We start from the raw sequence: 21,113 nt of genomic DNA, 5'->3' as shown, positions 1-21,113 counted from the left end.
GATGGCCCCATCGCTGGCAAGCCAGCTCCCACAAGGTTCTGCGGCGTGCACAAAACCTGTGGGAGCTGGCTTGCCAGCGATGACGTCCTGACAGACACCACAGAATCCAACGGTTGTTCCCGGAGAACCGCAATGACCGACACCCCGCTGTCCCCCGCCGAATTCGAAGCGGCCCTGCGCGCCAAAGGCGCCTATTACCACATCTACCACCCGTATCACGTGGCAATGTATGAAGGCCGCGCCACTCGCGAGCAGATTCAGGGCTGGGTCGCCAACCGCTTCTATTATCAGGTGAACATCCCCCTGAAAGACGCGGCGATCCTCGCTAACTGCCCGGACCGGGAAATCCGCCGCGAGTGGATCCAGCGCCTGCTCGACCACGACGGCGCCCCCGGTGAAGACGGCGGCATCGAAGCCTGGTTGCGTCTGGGCCAGGCCGTCGGTCTCGACCCGGATCAACTGCGCTCCCAGGAATTGGTATTGCCCGGCGTGCGTTTTGCCGTCGACGCCTACGTCAACTTTGCCCGCCGCGCCAGTTGGCAAGAAGCCGCCAGCAGCTCGCTGACTGAACTGTTCGCGCCGCAGATCCACCAATCGCGCCTCGACAGTTGGCCGCAGCATTACCCGTGGATTGACCCGGCCGGTTACGAATATTTCCGCACCCGCCTCGGTCAGGCGCGGCGCGATGTCGAGCACGGTCTGGCGATCACTCTTGAGCACTACAAGACCCGCGAAGGTCAGGAACGCATGCTGGAAATTCTCCAGTTCAAACTGGACATTCTTTGGAGCATGCTCGATGCCATGAGCATGGCCTACGAACTGAACCGCCCGCCGTATCACAGCGTCACCGCAGAACGGGTCTGGCACAAAGGAATCACCTTATGAGTTTCGATCGCAGCAAAGTCCCGACCTGGCGTCCCGGCTACCGCTTCCAGTACGAACCGGCACAGAAAGGCCACGTGCTGCTCTACCCTGAAGGCATGATCAAGCTCAATGAAACGGCCGCACTGATCGGCGGTTTGATTGACGGTGAACGCGATGTCGCGGCGATCATTGCCAAACTCGATGAGCAGTTCCCCGGCGTGGCTGAGCTCGGTGACGACATCGAGCAATTCATGGAGGTTGCCCGTGCACAGCACTGGATCACCCTTGGCTGATCTGCCGGCAAAACCTGAAATCGGCCTGCCGCTATGGCTGCTCGCCGAGTTGACGTATCGCTGCCCGCTGCAATGCCCGTACTGCTCCAATCCGCTGGATTTCGCCGAGCAAGGCAAAGAGCTGACCACCGAGCAGTGGATCAAGGTGTTCCGCGAGGCGCGGGAGATGGGCGCAGCGCAACTGGGCTTTTCCGGTGGCGAACCGCTGGTGCGGCAGGATCTCGCCGAGCTGATTCATGAAGCGCGGCAGTTGGGTTTCTACACCAACCTGATCACCTCCGGCATCGGCCTGACCGAGCAGAAGATCAGCGATTTCAAGAAGGCCGGCCTGGATCACATCCAGATCAGTTTTCAGGCCAGCGACGAGCAAGTGAACAACCTGCTCGCCGGCTCGAAAAAAGCTTTCGCGCAGAAGCTGGAAATGGCCCGCGCAGTGAAAGCCCACGGTTATCCGATGGTGCTGAACTTCGTCACCCATCGGCACAACATCGACAAGATCGACCGCATCATCGAGCTGTGTATCGCGCTGGAAGCGGACTTCGTCGAACTCGCCACCTGCCAGTTTTACGGTTGGGCGCAGCTCAATCGTGTCGGCCTGTTGCCGACCAAGGAACAACTGGTGCGCGCCGAACGCATCACTAACGAATACCGGGCAAAACTGGAAGCCGAAGGGCATCCGTGCAAGCTGATTTTCGTCACCCCGGATTACTACGAAGAACGCCCGAAAGCCTGCATGAACGGCTGGGGCAGTATCTTTCTGACGGTCACACCGGACGGCACCGCCCTGCCCTGCCATGGCGCCCGGCAGCTGCCGGTGCAATTTCCCAATGTGCGCGATCACAGCATGCAGCACATCTGGTACGACTCGTTCGGCTTTAACCGCTTCCGCGGTTACGACTGGATGCCCGAGCCGTGCCGCTCCTGCGATGAAAAAGAAAAGGACTTCGGCGGCTGCCGCTGCCAGGCGTTCATGCTCACCGGCGATGCGAGCAATGCTGACCCGGTGTGCAGCAAGTCCGAACACCACGGCGTGATCCTCAAGGCCCGCGAAGAAGCCGAGAGCGCCACCCAAACCATCGAACAATTGGCCTTTCGCAATGAACGAAACTCACGCCTCATCGCCAAGGGCTGAGCCTTTCAGCGCTTCGCAAGCCGTCGCTGCCGGCATGGACTTCGCCGAGTTGCAGCTCGGCGCCAATGGACTGTTCTGGAACGAATATCGTCCGGAAGATGCCGCGTGCCGGATCTGGCATTGGCGCGATGGCGTGGCGAAATGTCTGACGCCGGATGGCTTCAGTGTGCGCAGTCGCGTGTACGAATATGGCGGTGGTGCGTTTTGTCTGACGCCGGATGGGGTGGTTTTCGTTGCTGAGGCGGATCAGCAGTTGTACCGGCAGACGCTCGATGGAGCGCCTGTGGCGCTGACTTCGGGTGACTGTCGGTTTGGCGATTTGCATTTTGCCAATGGCCAGGTGCTGGCGGTGGAAGAACAGGTAGATCAGCATCGGTTAGTGGCGATTGATCTGGCTGACGCCGCGCGGCATTTGTTGGTTGAGGGCGCGGATTTTTATGCTGCGCCAATTATCAGCTCGGATGGCCAGCGTTTAGCGTGGATCGAGTGGAGTCGACCACATCAGCCGTGGACGTCGACCCGTTTGATGGTGGCCGAACGCTTGGCTGACGGCGCTTTTGGTTCGCCGCGCTGCGTTGCTGGCGATGAGGTTGAAGAGTCCATTCAACAACCACGATTTGATGCTGAAGGTCGACTGTATTGCCTGACTGATCGGGGTGGATTCTGGCAGCCGTGGGCTGAGACTTCGGACGGTTTGGCGCCACTGCCTGCCGCGCCGGCCGATCATGCGCCGGCGCCTTGGCAGTTGGGCGGCTGCACCTGGTTGCCTGTAGAAGATTCGGTTTTAGCCAGTTGGAGTGAAGGTGGTTTTGGTCGCCTGACTTTGGGCGATGTAGATTTCACCGGTGACTACAGCCGCTTCCGTCATCTGGCTTTGGATTCGCGATTTATTTACTGCATCGCCGCCTCGCCGATCAGTCCTTCGGCGGTTATTGCCATTGATCGAGCAACGCGTGAAGTCAAAGTGCTGGCCGGTGGCGTGGCGCCCCTGCCCGCCGAGCGCATCAGTCGTCCGCAAACGTTGCGTTATCCAAGCGGATCGGGCGAAGCGCATGGGTTTTTCTATCCGGCTATGAGCGGCGAGACAAAACCGCCGCTGGTGGTGTTCATCCACGGCGGCCCGACATCGGCCTGCTACCCGATGCTCGACCCGCGCATTCAATACTGGACGCAACGCGGCTTCGCCGTCGCTGATCTCAACTATCGCGGCAGCAGTGGTTATGGCCGGGCATATCGCCAGGCGTTGCACCTGAGCTGGGGCGAGGTGGATGTCGAGGATGCTTGCGCAGTCGTCGCGTATCTCGCCGAACAAGCCTTGATCGACGGTGAGCGCGCGTTCATTCGTGGCGGCAGCGCGGGCGGCTACACCACGTTGTGTGCACTGGCGTTCAAGCAGGAATTCCGCGCTGGCGCCAGCCTTTACGGGGTTAGCGACCCGGTGGCGTTGGCTCGGGCGACGCACAAGTTTGAAGGGGATTATCTGGACTGGCTGATCGGCGATCCCGAGCAAGACGCCGAACGCTACGCCGCCCGCACGCCGTTACTGCACGCGAGCAACATCCGCGTGCCGGTGATTTTCTTTCAGGGTGAACTGGACGCCGTCGTCGTCCCGCAACAAACCCGCGACATGGTCACGGCGCTGGAGCAGAACGGTATCCCGGTCGAAGCCCATTACTACCCCGACGAACGCCACGGCTTCCGCCGCGCGGCCAATCAGGCGCATGCGCTGGAGCAGGAATGGAAGTTTTATCGGCGGGTGATGGGGCTCTCGGACTGAAATACCGAGTTGCCCCATTCGCGAGCAAGCTCGCTCCCACAGGGTTTTGCGTTGATAACACAATCAAATGTGGGAGCGAGCTTGCTCGCGAAGCCTATCTATAGAGCACCGCCACACTCAACGCTTGGCGATGATATACACCGCATGCACGATCCCCGGAATATAGCCGCACAACGTCAGCAGAATGTTCAACCAGAACGCCCCGCCAAACCCGACCTGCAGAAACACACCCAGTGGTGGCAACAGAATAGCGATGATGATGCGAATGAAATCCATGGGGCAGCTCCTGAATGGGGGTTGGCTCACTTGAGCCATACAAGCTAATCGACCTGCGCCGTTTGTCAGGGTTCAGTACCATGTTCCGTGTCAGCATCAGATTGACGCCGAGCCGCGTCAGAAATTGCAGCTAGGCACGACTCATCAAACTCCCGCATCGTTGCCTTGCTGATGGCACCGACATCAAGCAGAGCAATGGCTGACTCGTGTATCAATTCAGAAACTTCACTTTTGAATTTTTCACCCATGAGATGGCTCCTCCATTTCCTTGGTCGAGAGGTTCTCGATTTGTCGTAGCAACGGCTGAGCTTAAAAACATGAGCTGCTCCATCGTTCAAGCATTAATTGCCATTTGCAAAAGCCGGCCACAAAAAAAACGCCCCACGCCAAAAGAATCAGGCGTGGGGCGTGCGTTATACCGCGAGACGGTTCTTTAATTCGGGCAGGACAATTCAGCTCAAACGGCAATCCCTTTGCGGCATTGCAGTTGTGCGGTGCGCACTCGCGAGAAGGCGCGGCCCAGGCGCAGGAGCATTTCGTCGATGTTCGCTTTGCTGATCGTGAGCGCCGGGGTGAAGCGCAGGCAATTGGCTTGCGGGGCGTTGAGCAGCAGGCCTTCGTGCAGGGCGGCGTGGACCACGGCGTCGGCGCAATCGTCTGACAGGGTCAATCCGTAGAACAGGCCTTGTCCACGTAAGCCACCGTGGTCATAGCGGTGAGCCAAACGAGCCAGGCCTTCGCGCAAATGCTGACCGGTGTCGTTGACCTGTTCGAGAAAACTGCGGTCGTGCACGCTGTCGAGCACTACCAGACCGGCCGCCGTCATCAATGCATTGCCGTGATGCGTGCCGCCCAACTCACCCGGCTCGAAACAGCAAGCCTTGCCCCGCGCCAGCAGCGCTGCCAGCGGCACACCACCGCCAAGCCCTTTGCCGAGCACGACGATATCGGCGCGCACGCCGTAGGATTGTTCGGCGAGCAAAGTACCGCAGCGGCCGATGCCGGTTTGCACTTCGTCGAGGATCAGTAGAATGCCCAACTCACGGCACAGCCGTTCGACACCTTTGAGGTAATGTTCGGTGGCTGGAACGACGCCGGCATCACTCTGGATCGGCTCAAGCATGATCGCCACGGTCTGCGCATCAACCGCCGCGTGCAGCGCCGGCAAATCGTTGAACGGCACTCGATCGAAACCAGGCAGCAGTGGCGCGAAACGGTTGTGCAGGTTGCAACTGTCCGAGGCGGAAATCGTTGCCAGGCTGCGGCCATGACAACCCTGCTCCGCGACAATAATCTGCGAGGCGCCGCCGCGATGCAGTTGGCCCCACTTGCGAGCGAGTTTGATCGCCGCCTCACAGGCTTCGCTACCGCTGTTGAGCAGGTAAGCCTGATCGCTGGAGGTAGCGGCGCACAGGCGTTCAGCAAGGCTGAGCATGCCGCGATTATGCAGGTTGAAACCGGGATTGATCAGCGCCTGCGCCTGACTGCTGATGGCTTTGACCAGCGCTGATGGGCTGTGCCCGAGGCTGTTGGCGCCGCCGGCCTGAGAAAAGTCGAGATACGCGCGGTCGTTACTGTCCCATAGCCAGGAACCCTGACCACGGACGAACACCTGCTGCGGCCGTTCGACGCTGGGCATCAGCCGCTCGGCACTGAGATTTTCATTGTTGTCGCAACGATTGGCCTCGAAAGCGAGGTCATCAAGACTCGGCGTCTGGCGCCGCAAATTGAACAGATTCATGGAAAAACACCTCGTTTGAGGTGTTTTGAACTGCCTATGCAAACACTGTCGAAGCGAACGCTATTCATCGCGCTTTCTGGCCCTGTAAGCCTTGTGAATGCGGTTAGACTAGGCCCACTGACGGCTTCGGGCCATTTCGATTTCCCAGCATTTTCGATAAGCATTACTTATGGATTTCAAACAACTGCGTTATTTCGTCGCGGTCTACGAAGAAGGCCATGTCGGCCGGGCGGCAGAACGCCTGTCGATCTCGCAACCGGCGCTGTCGCAGCAGATCCGCCAACTTGAGCAGAACCTCGACGTCACCCTGTTCGAACGCAGTAGCAAACGCCTGCTGCCGACACTCGCCGCGCACACCTTGTACAACCACGCGGTTCCGTTACTTGACGGACTGCAACGGGCGCGCGAAGCGCTAGGCAACTTCAAGGGCCAGGCCCTGCGCACGCTGGCGATTGGCGTGCTGCAAACGGTGCACACCAGCCTGGTACCGCAAATGCTTGAGCGGGTGCGTAAGGCGCAGCCGCATCTGGTCGTGCAGATTTATGAGTTGACTGGACTTGAGATCGAGCGGCGACTGCTAAATGGTTCTTTGGACATTGGCATCAGTTATCTACCGCCGCGCCAACCGGGCCTGCATGGCGTGATGTTGTACGAAGATGAACTGACGCTGGTGATCCCGGCGGATCATCCATTGCGTGAATTCAAGAAAGTCTCGATGCGCCAGGCTGCCGAGCTGCCGATGTTGCTACTCGGTGAAGAATTCCAGATCCGCCAGATCTGGCAGGCGCAATTGACCGCCCTCGGACGACGCCCGCAAGTGCAAGCCGAGCTGAACAATATGGTGGGGATTCTCGACAGTCTGCCGCACACCAAACTGGCGACGGTGTTGCCGGGGCGTTCGCAGAAGGAGCACGACGATCAGGATCTGCTGTGGAAACCGCTGAGCGAACCCCGGGTGCCGCTGAAAGTTGGGTTGGTGTGTCGCGATGTGCAACGCCAGCAGGCCTCTTTGGCATTGTTGCGGACATTGCTCGAAGAAGTGATGGAACGAGAAGTAAAGCCGCCGCTCGACCCTTTGGTCTGAGCACTTTTCTTCAGGCAAAAGAAAACCCCGCCGAAGCGGGGCTTTGCAGACTGTTTCCCTGACATCCATTTCACTCCGCCACCCTGGCAGAATCCTACGTGTCCGTGTTGTTGCTTTGCGCTTCCTGCGCGACGTCCATGAGTTGTAGATTAGCTGTGGATCCAATCCATGCCTATGGGAGAACAGCAGCACGTCATGTAAGAGAATGCTTACATGACGTTACATCATCAGAATTGCGCTGCATCCAGCAGAAACAGCGACTCGCTACCGGCCTTCACCGACGCGCTCAACGAGTGAATACGCGGCAGCAGACGGGCGAAGTAGAAGCGCGCGGTGCCGAGCTTGCTGGCATAGAAATCGTCCTGCGCTTCTTTGCCCAATGAGGCTTTGGCCATCAGTGCCCACATGTAGGCGTAGGAAACGTATCCGAACGCTTGCAGATATTCGACCGAAGCCGCGCCGATTTCGTTCGGGTTGTTTTTCGCCCGATCCAGCAGCCACGACGTCAGTTCGTCGAGGGTGTCGACTGCATCGTTCAGTGGCTTGGTGAACTCGCCCAGATCGGCACTGGCGGTCGCGGTGAAGTGGCGGATCTCGTCGGCGAACAGCTTGTAGAACGCGCCGCCGCTACCGACGATCTTGCGCCCGACGAGGTCCAGCGCCTGAATGCCGTTGGTGCCTTCGTAGATCTGGGTGATGCGTACGTCACGCACCAGTTGTTCCTGGCCCCACTCGCGGATGTAGCCGTGGCCGCCGAAAATCTGCTGGCCGTGCACGGTGGTCTCCAGACCCAGATCGGTGAGGAATGCCTTGGCCACCGGCGTCAGCAATGCGACCAGATCTTCCGCACGCTTGCGCGTGGTCGCGTCCTCGCTGAACTTGGCGGTGTCGAGTTGCATCGCCACGTAGGTGGAAAACGCACGGCCGCCCTCGTTCGAGGCTTTCATGGTCAACAGCATGCGCCGCACGTCCGGGTGGACGATGATCGGGTCTGCGACTTTGTCTTTGTTCTGCGCGCCGGTTGGCGAACGGCTTTGCAGACGGTCGCGGGCGTATTCAACGGCGTTCTGGTACGAGCGCTCGCCAGTCGCCAGGCCTTGAATGCCGACGCCCAGACGCTCGTAGTTCATCATGGTGAACATCGCGGCCAGGCCTTTGTTCGGCTCGCCGACCAGATAACCCACGGCTTCGTCGAAGTTCATCACGCAGGTCGCGGAGGCCTGGATGCCCATCTTGTGTTCGATCGAACCGCAGGTCGCCGGGTTGCGTGCGCCCAGGCTGCCATCGGCATTGACCATGAATTTCGGCACGAGGAACAGCGAGATGCCCTTCGGGCCCGCCGGGGCGTCCGGCAGTTTCGCCAATACCAGATGGATGATGTTTTCGGTGAGGTCGTGTTCGCCACCGGTAATGAAGATCTTCGTGCCGCTGACCTTGTAGGAACCATCAGCCTGAGGCTCGGCCTTGGTACGAATGATCCCAAGGTCGGTGCCGGCGTGCGGCTCGGTCAGGCACATCGAACCTGCCCAGACGCCGGCGTACATGTTCGGCAGGTACGCGGCTTTCAGCTCTTCGCTGGCGTGGGCGTTGATCGACAGGCAAGCGCCAGCAGTCAGCATCGGGTACAGGCCGAAGGACAGGCTGGCGGAGTTGACCATTTCTTCGACCTGGGCCGACACGGCTTTGGGCATGCCCATGCCGCCGTAGGCCGGATCACCGCCAACGCCGACCCAGCCGCCTTCAGCGTAAGTCTGATAGGCCTGTGGAAAACCGGCCGGCGTGGTCACGGCACCGTCGGCCCAATGGCAACCTTCTTCGTCAGCGGCGCGGCTCAGTGGCGCGATGCTTTTGCTGGTGACCTTGCCGGCCTCTTCGAGAATGGCTTCAACGGTTTCGGCGTCGACGGTCTCGGCCAGCGCCGGCAGTTCGGCCCAGAGTTTGGCGACTTCGAACACTTCATTGAGGACGAAGCGCATATCGCGCAGCGGCGCTTTGTAGTCAGCCATGGCAAACCTCGCAAGATCTAAACAGGTGATTCGTGGAATGATGTTTTCTGTGACTGAGTGTACCCCAACAACTTTTGCGACACATAGGGTCAACCGGTGACCGATTTGTTATTTTTAGTCACCACAAAAAAGATCGCAGCCTGCGGCAGGTCCTACAGATAAAACTCGATCTCGTGTAGGAGCTGCCGCAGGCTGCGATCTTTTGATCTTCCTTAAAGCGCAAACATTTCGGCAGGTAGTTTCATCAAGCAATCACTCCCCGCTTCGACCGCCGCCCGATGCGCCGCCGTACGCGGCAACAAGCGCTTGAAATAGAACTCGCAGGTCGCCAATTTGCCACGCAGGTAATCCACCTCACCTTCGCCCGCCTCCAGTTGCGCCTGCGCCACCAATGCCATGCGCAACCACAGATACCCAAGAATGATGTAACCGCTGTACATCAGGTAATCCACCGATGCTGCGCCCACTTCATCCGGATTCTTCATCGCCGCCATGCCGACCTTCATCGTCAGGTCGCCCCATTGCTGATTCAGCTCATTGAGCTGCGCAACGAAACCGCCCAGTTGCGGGTGTTCGACGTTGGCCGCGCAAAACTTGTGGACGATTTTGGTAAATCCGCGCAGCAACTTGCCTTGACTGCCGAGCACCTTGCGTCCGAGCAGATCCAGCGCCTGAATGCCATTAGTGCCTTCGTAGATCGGGGCAATCCGACAGTCACGAACCAACTGCTCCATGCCCCATTCGCGAATAAACCCGTGGCCGCCGAATACCTGCATGCCGTGGTTGGTCACTTCCAGGCCGGTGTCGGTCATGAACGCTTTGCAGATCGGCGTGAGGAACGCCAACAGGTCTTCGGCCTCCTGACGTGCCTCGGCATCGCTGCTCAGGTGCGCGACATCGAGCAACTGTGCGGTGAAGTAGGTCAGCGCGCGGTTGCCTTCGTTGAAGGCTTTCATCGTCAGCAACATGCGCCGCACATCCGGGTGGACGATGATCGGGTCGGCCGCTTTTTCCGGAGCTTTGGCGCCGGTAAGCGAGCGCATCTGCAAGCGGTCGTTGGCGTATTTGATCGCGCCCTGAAAGCTCGCCTCGCCCAGACACAACCCCTGCATGCCGGTGCCGAGCCGCGCGTGGTTCATCATGGTGAACATGCAGTTCAGACCCTTGTTCGGCTCGCCGATCAGGTAGCCCTTGGCGCCGTCGAAGTTGAGCACGCAAGTGGCCGAGGCCTTGATACCCATCTTGTGTTCGATCGAACCGCAGGACACGCCATTGCGCGCACCCGCCTCGCCTGCAGCATCCGGCAAGAACTTCGGCACGATAAACAGCGAAATCCCTTTGGTCCCGGCCGGCGCGTCGGGCAATTTGGCCAACACCAGATGGATGATGTTGTCGCTCATGTCGTGCTCGCCGGCAGAGATGAAAATCTTGCTGCCGGTAACCGCGTAACTGCCATCAACCTGAGGCACGGCGCGGGTCTTGATGATGCCCAGGTCGGTGCCGCAGTGGGCTTCGGTCAGGCACATGGTGCCGGTCCATTGCCCGGCGGTGAGTTTGCTCAGGTAGGTTTCTTTCTGCTCGGCGCTGCCGTGGGCATGGATCGCCGACATCGCGCCGTGGGTCAGGCCCGGGTACATGCCCCAGGACGTGTTGCTGGAGCCGACCATCTCGCTGATCACCAGCCCCAGCGAACTCGGCAGGCCTTGGCCGCCGTAAACCGGATCCGCCGCCAGACCGTGCCAGCCGCCTTCGACGTATTGTGCGAAGGCTTGCTTGAAGCCTGTAGGCGTTGTCACCACACCGTTGTCGAAATGGCAGCCCTCTTCGTCGCCGCTGCGATTGAGCGGTGCGAGTACGTTCTCGCAGAACTTCGCGCCCTCTTCGAGGATCGCGCTGATCATGTCCGGGCTGGCGTCGTGCGCGCCGAGAGCGGCGTAATTGGCGTGGAAGTCGAAGACGTGGTCGATCAGAAAGCGCATGTCGCGCAGGGGAGCTTTGTACTCAGGCATGGTGGCTTCTCCGTCAGCAGATTCCTCAACCTACTGCCGGCCACCACGCCCCACAATCACTGTGCAGACGCTGAATGCGCCGTCATCACTCAACCTGCGGCCGTGTCCATGCGCACCGCACCGCGGCGGTTCTGGCCGAACGCAACCACACAGTTACGCCCCGCGCCTTTGGCGGCGTACAGGGCCTCGTCGGCGGATTTGAGCACTTGTTCCGGGTTGCGCTGTTCCACTCGTTCGGCGACGCCAATGCTCACCGTCACCGAAACGCTTGAGGCCCCGGAGCCGGCGCGGCGTTGCCGACCTTGCTGATCGTCCTGCGGGCGGTTTTCCTGATTGCGCAGCTGGATGCTGTAAGAGGCTATCGACTCGCGGATCACCTCAAGATGCGGCATGCACTCTTCAAGGGTTTTGCCTGCGAACACCAGGGCAAATTCCTCACCGCCATAGCGATACGCCCTACCGCCACCGCTGATTTTTGACAATTTGCTGGCGACCAGGCGCAACACCTGGTCACCGACATCGTGGCCGTGGGTGTCGTTGAATTTCTTGAAGTGATCGACGTCGCTCATCGCCAGCACATAGTTGCGCCCGAGACGCTGCATGCGTTCGTTGAGTGCGCGGCGTCCCGGCAAACCGGTAAGTTCGTCGCGAAAGGCCATTTGATAAGCCTCATGTGCAACGGCGGCGGCGATCATCAACATCACTTGGCTGCACATGATGTTCAGGGTAAACGGCAAGATGAAGGTTTTCGGCAGCATCCAGAACACACCGAGCAAACCCACCAACTGCGCCGCATGCAAAGGCCGCGGATTGCGCCAGTACTGCCAGGCCAGCAGCAGGAACGCCGAGATGAACACCGGATACGACAGCTGGATCAGGCTCATCCACGCGCCGTGCAGCGCCGGCCAACGGATTTCCGAGAGCCACATCAGCAACGCCTGGGGATAACTTTGCTCAAGCCCCAGCGCCACACTGCCAAAGGCCAGCAACACGGCGAAGCGCGCGACCATGTCCTGGAACAGATGCGTACGTTCCTGCCACGCCGCAAACAGGCCGAATAACAAAGGCAGCAGCAAACACACGAGATGAAAGACCACGGCAGCGTCTTCACGCACCTTGCCGTTGTCGCGGTAATAGTCGGTCTGGGTGTCGAGCAAAAAGTAGGCGATGTACACCGTGAGCATCAGAAACAGTTCGCGCTGACGTCGGTAAACCGCGCAATAAGCGCCGCCCAGCAACAGCACCAACGTTGGCAGCACGTTGAACAGCGACGTGAAGAACACGTTGAGGTCTTTGACGTACGCAGCCGCCAACCCCGCGAGTAACAACAGCAGTGAAGGTAGAAAATGACTGAAACGTACAGCGGAAGAACGCGGCAAGGGTAAAGCTCCGACCCGTCATATCAAAGAGATGGCATTGTGCCTGCAATGTGGCCAGTTAAGCACACACAATGTGATCCAGATCACACGCAGTCTCTTTAACGGCAGAAAACCTGACTATCTGAGCGATTTGCCAAGTTTTTTGCCCGATTTGCCATGCTGGCCACCATCACTGATGGCCAGGCCTGGAAATATCCCTCACAAATCGTTGTAGAACGGCAGCAATGGCCCCTCCGCCGTGCTTCGCCCCTCGGCGCCGTAGGGCTTGAGATTGAGCGAAGCATCCGCCGCTTGCCGCGTCGTAACCTTCGGACTGGCCGGACGCTGAGTCACGGCATTTTCATCGCCGACGTGGCCCTGCGGGATCACCAGCGACGGATGATCGAACGGCGCCCGCTCCCAGGCCACGCGCGGATCGGTCAGGCCGACTTCCATGAATTTCACCAGCGCGTCGATTTCTTCAGGCGTCAGGTTGAGATTGGTCATGTCCGGATCAAGGTTCGAGGTGTTGTGCTGATTGGCCGACGGGTGTTCGAAACCGCTGGTGTTGTTGGCGTCCTCGCCGCGACGGTCGCCGCCACGGTTGTAGAACTCCATCACCTGTTTGAGCGTGGCGCGGCTGCCGTTGTGGAAGTACGGGCCGGTCAGCGCGATGTTGCGCAGGGTCGGCGTCTTGAAGGCGCCGTCGACCGAATCACGGAAGTTGACGTTGGGTTTGAGCGTGGCGTCGCAGGGAATCGCTGCGCTCAGCGGCGCCTCGAAGGTGCAGACATCGACGTCCAGCGGATCGGGAATGCTGCCACCTTGCAACAGCTTGTTGTACTGGCGGCTGAACGACCATGGATTACCCCAGGCATCCGAGCCACCGAGCGCGAGGTCTTCTGAGGTCGGACGCACGCCGGTGTTGTAGAAACCGTTGTCGTAAAGGGTGATCAGGTTATCGGCCATGACCATGCGTTCGATGCGTTCACGCGGGTGCATCAGCAGGCGGCTGGCCGCGTTGGTCAGCTCCGCGCCGCCGTGGCAATTGACGCATTTGCCCTTGCCGAGGAACAGATTCATGCCCTGAACCTGCTGCGCGTTCATGGCGGTTGAATCGCCTTGCAGATAGGCATCAATCGGCGCCTGGTCAGAGATCAGGGTGGATTCGTACATCTGAATCGCCAGCCCGAAGAACAGCGGGAAGTTGGCTTCCATCTGCGTATACGGCGCACCGCCCACCAGCACATTTTGCGTGGCGTTCCACAGGCGTGGCTGGAAGGCGTTTTTGATCAATTCGCGATAAGTCGGACGCCGCGCGCCGGATACCGAAGCGAGCACGGAGTCGCTGGAAGAAATCCGCTGTTGCTTGAGCATCAACTGATCAAGCATGCGCCGGCCGATGTCGGCGAAAGTGCGGCCGCCGCAGGACATTTCCACCCCGCTCCCGGGCGGACCTACGGCTTGCGACGCCGCAGAAGCATCGTTGAGCGCCAGACGGACTTTGCTTGCCACGGTGCTGCGCTCGCTGGTCACGTAAATCGCCGCATCAGGGTCGCGATTGCCGAACGGCGAGAAGCCGTTAAACACGTTATTCGCCCGGCCGTCCCAAAAGTTGCGCACATTGAACGCTGCGTTGATCACCGACGGCGCGTTGCGTCCGGTGCTGCGGCGCACATTGATGCCGCCGACCTGAAAAATGCCGTCGGGCTGCTGGGTGCATTTGTCGAAACGCGGCTGGTTGGGTTTGACGAAATTGGCGTCGAACACGCCTTGGGAGCCGATCACGTCGTCCGTCGAGTACACAATCGGCGAGTTGCGCTCCAGTGGATTACTCAGCACATGGGTCGGGAAGTCGGTTTTCTTCAGTGTGTAGTTCGGCCCGCCCTTGCCGCCGGACAAGGTCGCGTAGGACGCCACGTCACCGGGGATGTCCGAGGCCACGAAAGGTTTGTTGAAAATCGAGGCGACGTTGGTGTTGGTATGCGCCTGGCCGGGGTTGAGCTGGTTGGTGATGCGGTGATCGACGCCGGCGTGGTAGTGGCAGGACGCACAGGCCGTGGCGCCGTCGCTGCCGACTTCCATGTCCCAGAACAGCGCTTTGCCCAGCAGGATTGCGGCGGACCGGTTGAGCACGTAGTCGGTCATCAGGTCGACCTTGCGCCCGCCTTCTGTCCCCGACGGATCGGGCGGCAGCATGCCACGCAGCGATTGCAGGCTCGGCACTTGCGGCACCGGCGGATCCACTTCCACAGGATCAGCCGCCATGGCGCCGCAGGTACTAAGCGTGAGGGTTAACCCGACAAGTCGACAGATGTTCATATGCTTCACCCTGACGTTGTTGTTATGAGTTCGCCGGGCGAGAGGCGTCGTGGAACAGCACAGGATTTCTCGTGAGCGCCGGTTAATCTGCGCAGTGCAATTAATTGGCCAGCCTTCCGAGAAACATTTTGAATCAATAAACGCTGGGGCCGCGCGCTGTCAGCTCACCGTTTCTGCTGGGGAAACGTCCCCGGTATTGGGGGTAAATCCAGCGCAAAAAAAAAACCGCCGCCCCCGAAGGAGCAGCGGTTTTTCAAAAGACCGCGTTAAGGCTTAGTAGCCCAGTGCGAAGTCTTCTTCTTTCATGTCCATCAGGTTGTTGGCGCCCGACAGCATGGTGGCCACGTGCGTACGGGTACGCGGCAGGATGCGCTGGAAGTAGAAGCGCGCGGTTTGCAGCTTGGCGGTGTAGAACGCTGCGTCGCCGCTGCCTTCTGCCAGCTTTTCAGCCGCCAGACGCGCCATGTCGGCCCAGAAGTAAGCCAGGCAGGCATAACCGGAGTACATCAGGTAGTCCACCGAGGCGGCGCCGACTTCTTCGCGATCTTTCATGGCAGCCATACCGACCTTCATGGTCAGCTCGCCCCACTCCTTGTTGATCGCGGCCAGCGGTGCGACGAATTCTGCAACGGCTTCGTTGCCTTCGTTGTTCTGGCAGAACTTGTGGACGATCTTGGTGAAGCCCTTCAGCGCTTCGCCTTGAGTCATCAGCACTTTACGGCCCAGCAGGTCGAGTGCCTGGATACCGGTGGTGCCTTCGTACAGCATCGAAATGCGGCTGTCGCGGACGTTCTGCTCCATGCCCCACTCGGCGATGAAGCCGTGGCCGCCGTAGATCTGTACGCCGTGGTTGGCGGACTCGAAACCGACTTCGGTCATGAACGCCTTGGCGATCGGGGTCATGAAGGCCAGCAGTGCGTCGGCTTTCTTTTTCTCTTCTTCATCGACGCCGTATTTGACGATGTCGACTTGTTTGGCGGTGAAATACACCATCGCACGGTTACCTTCGGCGAATGCCTTCATGGTCAACAGCATGCGACGTACGTCAGGGTGCACGATGATCGGGTCAGCGGCTTTTTCCGGCGCTTTCGGGCCAGTCAGCGAGCGCATTTGCAGACGGTCGCGAGCGTATTTCAGACCGCCCTGGAAACCGATTTCGGCATGGGCCAGACCTTGCAGAGCGGTACCCAGACGTGCGGTGTTCATAAAGGTGAACATGCAGTTCAGGCCTTTGTTCGCCGGGCCGATCAGGTAACCGGTAGCGCCGTCGAAGTTCATCACGCAAGTGGCGTTGCCGTGGATGCCCATCTTGTGTTCCAGCGAACCGCAGGTCACCGCGTTGCGTGCACCGACGGTGCCATCAGCATTGGGCATGAACTTTGGAACGATAAACAGCGAGATGCCTTTGGTGCCAGCCGGTGCGTCCGGCAGGCGGGCCAGTACGATGTGGACGATGTTGTCGGCCATGTCGTGTTCACCGGCCGAGATGAAGATCTTGGTACCGGAAACTTTGTAGGAACCGTCGGCCTGAGGTTCGGCCTTGGTACGCAGCATGCCCAGGTCGGTGCCGCAGTGCGGTTCGGTCAGGCACATGGTGCCGGTCCATTCGCCGGAAACCAGTTTGGTCAGATAGGCTTCTTGCTGCTCAGGGGTGCCGTGCTCGGAGATGGTGTTCATCGCGCCGTGCGACAGGCCCGGGTACATGCCCCACGACCAGTTGGCTTCGCCAACCATTTCGCTCACTGCCAGACCCAGCGACTCTGGCAGACCTTGGCCGCCGTGCTCAACGTCGTGAGCGAGGCTTGGCCAGCCGCCTTCAACGAATTGCTTGTAAGCCTCTTTGAAGCCCGTCGGGGTTTTCACACCGGACTCGCTCCAGGTGCAACCTTCGAGGTCGCCCACGCGGTTCAGCGGTGCCAGTACCTGCTCACAAAACTTGGCGCCTTCTTCGAGAATGGCGTCAACCATGTCCGGAGTTGCGTCTGCGCAAGCCGGAAGGCTCTGATAGTGCGCTTCGTAGCCGAGCAGCTCGTCACGAACGAAGCGAATATCACGCAAGGGGGCCTTGTAGTCAGGCATAGCGATAAACCTCTGCTGATGTAACCGGGAATGAACGACCGTGTTGATTTGTTGTGACGGTCAAACAGTTGTTTGAAACATACGTTTACGCCGAAATCTTGTCAAGCATCGATCTTTTGCCGTTCGTCATCGGATTTTTCAAACACCGCACACAGCAAACCGTCATGAGCTCGAACGAGTCATGGGCGCTGAAAAAAGATTAGTTGAGGGAGAAGGACTTACAACGAAAAACGCCGCGACAAGGCGCGGCGTTCAGCAGGTTAGCGATGGGGAAATCAGGCAAACGTATCGATGATCGTGCCGAGCACTTCGTCGGATGCCTTGGCGACTTTCGCCCCCAGTTCCACTTGGAATTTGCCCTGGGCCATCTGAACCATGTCACTGCCCAGATCCATTTGCTGGCTGCGATCCACACCACGCAGACGATCGATCTGCGCTTCCGAAGACTGGCTGGTGACCGAACGCTCGATGGTGTTGTTGGCGATCTGGCTGGCAGCCTGATCGACGCGGTTCTGCCCGCTCTGAATCGAGCTCAGACCTGCATAAAAAGCTGTGTTACCGGAGATTTCCATAACGGTTCTCATCCTTGGGAAGGATCAATGGCGTCATTGAAGCAGAGGCGCCAGAAAAACACCCGTCAAAAACACTAATGGCACAGTGCCTGCCCATAGAGAAAAACTTAGTCGAGCAGATCCAGCTGCAAATGATCGGCTACCGCTTCTGCGCTCAAAACCTTCAGTTTCGGCACGCGTCCCAGACACGGCGCCGGAATCCGCTCAGCCAATGTCGCGAGGTTTTCCTCCAGCCGCGACGTCTTCGGATCGATGATATTCGCCACCCACCCGGCCAGTTGCAGGCCATCACGGGCAATCGCCTCGGCCGTCAGCAGCGCATGACTGATGCAGCCCAGGCGCACACCCACCACCAGAATCACCGGCAGCTTCAACGCAATCGCCAAGTCCGACAGATTGTCCTGATCGGCCAGCGGCACGCGCCAGCCACCCGCGCCCTCGATCAGGGTGAAATCGGCGTTCATCGCGAGAATCTCGCGCATCGGTGCCAGCAGCGATTGCACCGTCAGCGCCACGCCCGCCTCGCGCGCCGCCAGATGCGGAGCAATCGCCGGCTCGAACGCCACCGGATTGACCTGTTGATAACTCAGCGGCAACGAACACTCGGCCAGCAATGCCAACGCGTCGGCGTTACGCAGCCCCTTCGGCGTCACTTCGCACCCGGAAGCTACCGGCTTGCCCGCCGCCGTACTCAATCCCGCCGAACGCGCCGCATGCAGCAATCCGGCGGCGACGGTGGTCTTGCCGACATCGGTGTCCGTTCCGGTAATGAAATAGGCTGCGCTCATACGGGTTTCTCCAACACGGCGTAGACCACCTGATAAGTCGCCGGCAATCCCGACGCCTCACGGAACTGCTCATAAGCGTCGACCAGCCCGAGAATCCGCGCCCGCCCAGTCAAACCGCCCGGCCGCCCCGGATTCAGATTGTGCGCACCCAAAGCTTTCAATTCATGGGTCAGGCTGCGCACATCCGGGTAATGCAGCACGTGAGGCTGATTTTCCAGGCTCAACGTACGCAAGCCACTGGCTGCACACAATTGCTCATAGCGAGCGAACTCGCGAAAGCGATTGACGTGCACCAGCCCATCGACCTGCCGCCAACTATCACGCAGCTCAAACAGCGTCCCTACACAAAGACTAGCAAACGCAAAAATCCCACCCGGTTTCAGCACACGAAAGGCTTCACTGAGCACCGCCTCGAAATCCGCACACCACTGCACCGCCAGGCTCGAAAAAATCAGGTCGCAGGTCGAATCCTGCAACGGCAGCCGCTCGGCATCGCCAGCAATGAAATGCTCGGCGCCGCCCAAGGGCCGTGCGTGATTGAGCATGCCTTCGGCGATGTCCAGCGCCAAACCGTGGCCCTGAGTAAAACGCGAGGCCAGTGCTCGGGTGAAATAACCGGTACCGCAACCCAGATCCAGCCAACGTGCGGGTGTGAAACCCAGCGGCAAGCGCTGCAGCAACTGTGTACCGACATCACGTTGCAACTCGGCGACGCTGTCGTAACTGGCCGCCGCGCGAGAAAAAGACGCCGCGACCTGACGCTTGTCAGGCAAGCCGCCAGGCAGCACAAGAGACAAATCAGTCATCACCGCACTCATGTAAAAAAGCCTGGATCGCACCCGCTACTCCGTGTGGGTCTTCCAGAAGAAACGCATGACAGGCCTGTTCGATCAGACCTATTTCGATATCCGGCAACAGGGCGAACAACGCCCCTGCCGCTTCCGCCGGGACCAGACCGTCCTGCCCGCCGAACAAATGAAACTGCGGGCCACGAAACGCCTGCAATGCTTCACGGATGTCCAGTTGCGCGAGCAGTTCCAGTCCCGCCATCAGCGCCGCCGGCGCGGTGTTCGGCGCCCCGCCCAACAGCAATCGCGACAAGCCGCGCGGATCCTGCGCGCCTTGAGCACAAAGCAGCGAGAACCGTTTGAGAGTTGTGCGCGGATCGCTTTGGCAACCGGCGAGAAACGCGTCGAAGGTCTCTCCCGGCATCGCACTCGGCCACTGCTCATCGGCAACAAAGCAAGGATTGCTCGCCAGCGTCAGCAAACCGCAGCAGCGCTCGCCGCGACGTGCCGCCAGTTCGGAGGCGAGCATGCCGCCCAGCGACCAGCCACCGAGCCAGACATCCTGGGGAATATTTTCATCGAGTTCGTCGAGCCACATTTGCAGATCGCTGGAGTCCAGCTCCGGCAGCGGCTCGATGTCGACCTTCAGGTGTTCGTCGAGTCCCTGCAATGCGGCGGCCAGAGGCTCCATCGGCGACACGCCGAGGCCCCAGCCGGGCAGCAGAATCAGGCGATTACGCATGGCTTGGCTCCGACGTCAGTTGGGCAAAGCAATCGGCCAGTCCTTCTAACAATAGCTGCACCTGCGCCTCACTGTGGGCAGCGGTCAGGGTCACCCGCAGTCGTGCGCTGCCAGCGGGCACGGTCGGCGGGCGGATCGCGGTGACCATCAGCCCGCGCTCGCGGAGCATTTGCGAAAGACGTACCGCACGGCCGGCATCGCCAACCATGATCGGCTGGATCGGCGTGAAGCTGTCCATCAACTCCAGGCCGATCTGCTCGGCGCCATGGCGGAACTGGCGGATCAGCGTTTGCAGATGCTCACGGCGCCAGTGTTCAGTGCGCAGCAGTTCGAGACTTTGCAGCGTTGCACACGCCAGCGCCGGCGGCTGGCTGGTGGTGTAGATGTAGGGGCGGGCGAACTGGATCAGGCTTTCGATCAGCTCTTCGCTGCCCGCGACGAAGGCGCCAGCGGTGCCGAAGGCTTTACCGAGGGTGCCGACCAGAACCGGCACATCCTCCTGACTCAAACCAAAATGCTCGACGATGCCGCCGCCATTCGCACCCAGCGGCCCGAAACCGTGAGCGTCATCGACCATCAACCACGCGCCTTTGGCTTTGGCTTCACGGGCCAGTGCCGGTAGGTCAGCAAGGTCGCCGTCCATGCTGAACACACCGTCGGTGACCACCAATGTGTTGCCGGTGGCTTTCTCCAGACGCTTGGCCAGACTTGCGGCATCGTTGTGCAGATAACGATTGAAACGCGCGCCGGACAGCAGCCCGGCATCCAGCAACGAGGCATGATTGAGGCGATCTTCCAGCACCGTATCGCCCTGCCCGACCAGCGCTGTGACTGCGCCGAGATTGGCCATGTAACCGGTGGTGAACAGCAGCGCACGCGGGCGCCCGGTGAGGTCAGCCAATGCTTCTTCCAGTGCGTGATGCGGGCCGCTGTGGCCGATCACCAGATGCGATGCGCCGCCCCCGACGCCCCAGCGTTCAGCACCGGCGCGCCAGGCTTCGATCACTTGCGGATGATTGGCCAGGCCGAGGTAATCGTTGTTGCAGAAGGCGAGCAACGGTTTGCCGTCGACCACCACTTGCGGCCCCTGCGGCGACTCGAGCAGCGGGCGCTGGCGATAGAGGTTTTCGGCACGACGGGCAGCAAGGCGTGCGGCGAGATTGAAAGACATGCAGGCCTCGACAGTCAGATGACATGAATCACGATGGACACAGACCCTGTGGGAGCTGGCTTGCCAGCGATGGCGGCGGCACCTTCAACACAGATGTCGACAGTTAGTCCG

Annotated in this window: 18 protein-coding genes; 5 read left to right on the top strand and 13 right to left on the bottom strand. The window is 59.9% G+C overall.

The features are described 5' to 3' along the window. Positions 1–132 precede the first annotated feature (132 nt). From pqqC to WA225_RS27215, 4 genes are read left to right on the top strand one after another with little or no spacing between them, the layout of a single operon-like run. Positions 133–885: a pyrroloquinoline-quinone synthase PqqC gene (gene pqqC / locus WA225_RS27230; protein WP_422610339.1), complete on the top strand. Its 753-nt coding sequence runs from the start codon at positions 133–135 to the stop codon at positions 883–885. Then, positions 882–1,157: a pyrroloquinoline quinone biosynthesis peptide chaperone PqqD gene (gene pqqD / locus WA225_RS27225; RefSeq protein ID WP_422610338.1), complete on the top strand. Its 276-nt coding sequence runs from the start codon at positions 882–884 to the stop codon at positions 1,155–1,157. Before pqqC ends, pqqD begins: the two co-directional genes overlap by 4 nt. Continuing rightward, positions 1,129–2,289 carry a pyrroloquinoline quinone biosynthesis protein PqqE gene (gene pqqE / locus WA225_RS27220; protein WP_422610337.1) on the top strand — a complete coding sequence of 387 codons (1,161 nt, stop codon included), beginning with the start codon at positions 1,129–1,131 and terminating at the stop codon, positions 2,287–2,289. Before pqqD ends, pqqE begins: the two co-directional genes overlap by 29 nt. Then, positions 2,255–4,066, top strand: a complete 1,812-nt coding sequence (locus WA225_RS27215) for a prolyl oligopeptidase family serine peptidase (RefSeq protein ID WP_422610336.1) — start codon at positions 2,255–2,257, stop codon at positions 4,064–4,066. Before pqqE ends, WA225_RS27215 begins: the two co-directional genes overlap by 35 nt. A 117-nt stretch (positions 4,067–4,183) precedes the next feature. On the opposite strand, the gene WA225_RS27210 is transcribed toward WA225_RS27215, so the two are convergent. The 3 genes from WA225_RS27210 to WA225_RS27200 all read right to left on the bottom strand — a co-directional run bounded on the left by WA225_RS27210 (position 4,184) and on the right by WA225_RS27200 (position 6,083). Beyond that, positions 4,184–4,342 (bottom strand): YqaE/Pmp3 family membrane protein, encoded by a 159-nt coding sequence (locus tag WA225_RS27210; RefSeq protein ID WP_003228885.1) that lies wholly within the window; start codon positions 4,340–4,342, stop codon positions 4,184–4,186. 65 nt (positions 4,343–4,407) lie between these two features. Continuing rightward, a complete protein-coding gene (locus WA225_RS27205) occupies positions 4,408–4,590 on the bottom strand; it encodes a DNA-binding protein (RefSeq protein WP_141126658.1) in 183 nt (60 codons plus the stop codon). A gap of 209 nt (positions 4,591–4,799) precedes the next feature. Beyond that, positions 4,800–6,083 (bottom strand): aspartate aminotransferase family protein, encoded by a 1,284-nt coding sequence (locus WA225_RS27200; RefSeq protein ID WP_422610335.1) that lies wholly within the window; start codon positions 6,081–6,083, stop codon positions 4,800–4,802. Positions 6,084–6,252: 169 nt separating this feature from the next. Between WA225_RS27200 and WA225_RS27195 the strand changes: the two genes are divergently transcribed. Further along, complete coding sequence (locus WA225_RS27195) at positions 6,253–7,167, top strand: LysR family transcriptional regulator (RefSeq protein WP_422610334.1); 915 nt, start codon at positions 6,253–6,255, stop codon at positions 7,165–7,167. A 227-nt stretch (positions 7,168–7,394) separates the two neighbouring features. On the opposite strand, the gene WA225_RS27190 is transcribed toward WA225_RS27195, so the two are convergent. From WA225_RS27190 to bioF, 10 genes are all read right to left on the bottom strand, one after another. Then, the gene (locus WA225_RS27190; RefSeq protein WP_242208967.1) at positions 7,395–9,173 is read right to left on the bottom strand and encodes an acyl-CoA dehydrogenase C-terminal domain-containing protein; all 1,779 of its coding nucleotides are present in this window, start codon (positions 9,171–9,173) and stop codon (positions 7,395–7,397) included. 212 nt (positions 9,174–9,385) lie between these two features. Then, positions 9,386–11,182, bottom strand: a complete 1,797-nt coding sequence (locus WA225_RS27185; protein ID WP_422610333.1) for an acyl-CoA dehydrogenase C-terminal domain-containing protein — start codon at positions 11,180–11,182, stop codon at positions 9,386–9,388. Between the two features lie 89 nt (positions 11,183–11,271). Next, positions 11,272–12,561 (bottom strand): GGDEF domain-containing protein, encoded by a 1,290-nt coding sequence (locus WA225_RS27180; protein ID WP_422610332.1) that lies wholly within the window; start codon positions 12,559–12,561, stop codon positions 11,272–11,274. Positions 12,562–12,759: 198 nt separating this feature from the next. Then, the gene (locus tag WA225_RS27175) at positions 12,760–14,862 is read right to left on the bottom strand and encodes a cytochrome-c peroxidase (protein WP_422610331.1); all 2,103 of its coding nucleotides are present in this window, start codon (positions 14,860–14,862) and stop codon (positions 12,760–12,762) included. 273 nt (positions 14,863–15,135) lie between these two features. Then, positions 15,136–16,941 carry a phenylacyl-CoA dehydrogenase gene (locus WA225_RS27170; RefSeq protein ID WP_110720737.1) on the bottom strand — a complete coding sequence of 602 codons (1,806 nt, stop codon included), beginning with the start codon at positions 16,939–16,941 and terminating at the stop codon, positions 15,136–15,138. A 275-nt stretch (positions 16,942–17,216) separates the two neighbouring features. After that, a complete protein-coding gene (locus WA225_RS27165; protein ID WP_422610330.1) occupies positions 17,217–17,513 on the bottom strand; it encodes a pyrroloquinoline quinone biosynthesis protein PqqE in 297 nt (98 codons plus the stop codon). 107 nt (positions 17,514–17,620) lie between these two features. After that, the gene (gene bioD, locus WA225_RS27160) at positions 17,621–18,301 is read right to left on the bottom strand and encodes a dethiobiotin synthase (RefSeq protein WP_422610329.1); all 681 of its coding nucleotides are present in this window, start codon (positions 18,299–18,301) and stop codon (positions 17,621–17,623) included. Beyond that, positions 18,298–19,107, bottom strand: coding sequence for a malonyl-ACP O-methyltransferase BioC (gene bioC, locus WA225_RS27155; protein ID WP_422610328.1), 810 nt, complete (start codon positions 19,105–19,107; stop codon positions 18,298–18,300). The genes bioD and bioC overlap by 4 nt, the downstream gene beginning before the upstream one ends. Next, the gene (locus WA225_RS27150) at positions 19,100–19,831 is read right to left on the bottom strand and encodes an alpha/beta fold hydrolase (protein WP_422610327.1); all 732 of its coding nucleotides are present in this window, start codon (positions 19,829–19,831) and stop codon (positions 19,100–19,102) included. The genes bioC and WA225_RS27150 overlap by 8 nt, the downstream gene beginning before the upstream one ends. Next, entirely contained in the window at positions 19,824–21,002 is a 1,179-nt protein-coding gene (bioF, locus tag WA225_RS27145) for an 8-amino-7-oxononanoate synthase (RefSeq protein WP_422610326.1), read from the bottom strand. Before bioF ends, WA225_RS27150 begins: the two co-directional genes overlap by 8 nt. Positions 21,003–21,113 lie beyond the last annotated feature (111 nt).

The sequence above is a fragment of the Pseudomonas sp. genome (assembly GCF_049300855.1).
Lineage (GTDB): Bacteria > Pseudomonadota > Gammaproteobacteria > Pseudomonadales > Pseudomonadaceae > Aquipseudomonas.
The sequence above is the reverse complement of the archived record's forward strand: the minus strand, read 5'-3'. Positions and strand labels throughout refer to the sequence as shown.

Coding starts and splice junctions, on each gene's coding strand:
- WA225_RS27205 (WP_141126658.1), bottom strand. CDS start 4,590: ATGGGTGAAAAATTCAAAAGTGAAGTTTCTGAATTGATACACGAGTCA.
- WA225_RS27210 (WP_003228885.1), bottom strand. CDS start 4,342: ATGGATTTCATTCGCATCATCATCGCTATTCTGTTGCCACCACTGGGT.
- WA225_RS27150 (WP_422610327.1), bottom strand. CDS start 19,831: ATGCGTAATCGCCTGATTCTGCTGCCCGGCTGGGGCCTCGGCGTGTCG.
- WA225_RS27195 (WP_422610334.1), top strand. CDS start 6,253: ATGGATTTCAAACAACTGCGTTATTTCGTCGCGGTCTACGAAGAAGGC.
- WA225_RS27190 (WP_242208967.1), bottom strand. CDS start 9,173: ATGGCTGACTACAAAGCGCCGCTGCGCGATATGCGCTTCGTCCTCAAT.
- WA225_RS27165 (WP_422610330.1), bottom strand. CDS start 17,513: ATGGAAATCTCCGGTAACACAGCTTTTTATGCAGGTCTGAGCTCGATT.
- WA225_RS27215 (WP_422610336.1), top strand. CDS start 2,255: ATGAACGAAACTCACGCCTCATCGCCAAGGGCTGAGCCTTTCAGCGCT.
- pqqC (WP_422610339.1), top strand. CDS start 133: ATGACCGACACCCCGCTGTCCCCCGCCGAATTCGAAGCGGCCCTGCGC.
- bioC (WP_422610328.1), bottom strand. CDS start 19,107: ATGACTGATTTGTCTCTTGTGCTGCCTGGCGGCTTGCCTGACAAGCGT.
- WA225_RS27185 (WP_422610333.1), bottom strand. CDS start 11,182: ATGCCTGAGTACAAAGCTCCCCTGCGCGACATGCGCTTTCTGATCGAC.
- WA225_RS27200 (WP_422610335.1), bottom strand. CDS start 6,083: ATGAATCTGTTCAATTTGCGGCGCCAGACGCCGAGTCTTGATGACCTC.
- bioD (WP_422610329.1), bottom strand. CDS start 18,301: ATGAGCGCAGCCTATTTCATTACCGGAACGGACACCGATGTCGGCAAG.
- WA225_RS27175 (WP_422610331.1), bottom strand. CDS start 14,862: ATGAACATCTGTCGACTTGTCGGGTTAACCCTCACGCTTAGTACCTGC.
- pqqD (WP_422610338.1), top strand. CDS start 882: ATGAGTTTCGATCGCAGCAAAGTCCCGACCTGGCGTCCCGGCTACCGC.
- bioF (WP_422610326.1), bottom strand. CDS start 21,002: ATGTCTTTCAATCTCGCCGCACGCCTTGCTGCCCGTCGTGCCGAAAAC.
- WA225_RS27170 (WP_110720737.1), bottom strand. CDS start 16,941: ATGCCTGACTACAAGGCCCCCTTGCGTGATATTCGCTTCGTTCGTGAC.